Annotated in this window: 1 protein-coding gene; it reads right to left on the bottom strand. The window is 53.7% G+C overall.

The window, feature by feature from the left end; translation table 11 throughout:
- Positions 1-339, bottom strand: a 339-nt coding sequence (locus FY112_RS00030) for a transporter substrate-binding domain-containing protein (protein WP_151517324.1), incomplete at both ends; no start/stop codon positions are given.

Here is a 339-nt window from a genome sequence, read left to right as displayed (position 1 = left end):
TCCGATAAGCCCTTGTACAATTCAGGCGAAGACCGGAAGACCTTCTTTTTCATCTCCGGGTAGACATGGTTGGCGTAGGATTCCTGCGCCGTCGACGACGTCACCCCAAGGATCTTGCCGCTGAGGCCAGCGGGGCTGACATCGCTGATCGGCGAATCCTTCCGAGCGATGAACACGGAAGGGCTGTTGTAGTATTTCTCCGTGAAGGCAACCTTTTGACGCCGCTCAAGGCTCATCGACATGGATGAGATGATCGCGTCGTATTTTTCCGCAACGAGATTGGGAATTATGTCGTCCCACTTCTCGATGATGAATTGGCATTCGAACTTGCCGACCTCG

Source organism: Rhizobium sp. PEPV16, from assembly GCF_008919455.1.
Taxonomy (GTDB): Bacteria; Pseudomonadota; Alphaproteobacteria; order Rhizobiales; family Rhizobiaceae; genus Rhizobium; species Rhizobium leguminosarum_Q.
The sequence above is the reverse complement of the archived record's forward strand: the minus strand, read 5'-3'. Positions and strand labels throughout refer to the sequence as shown.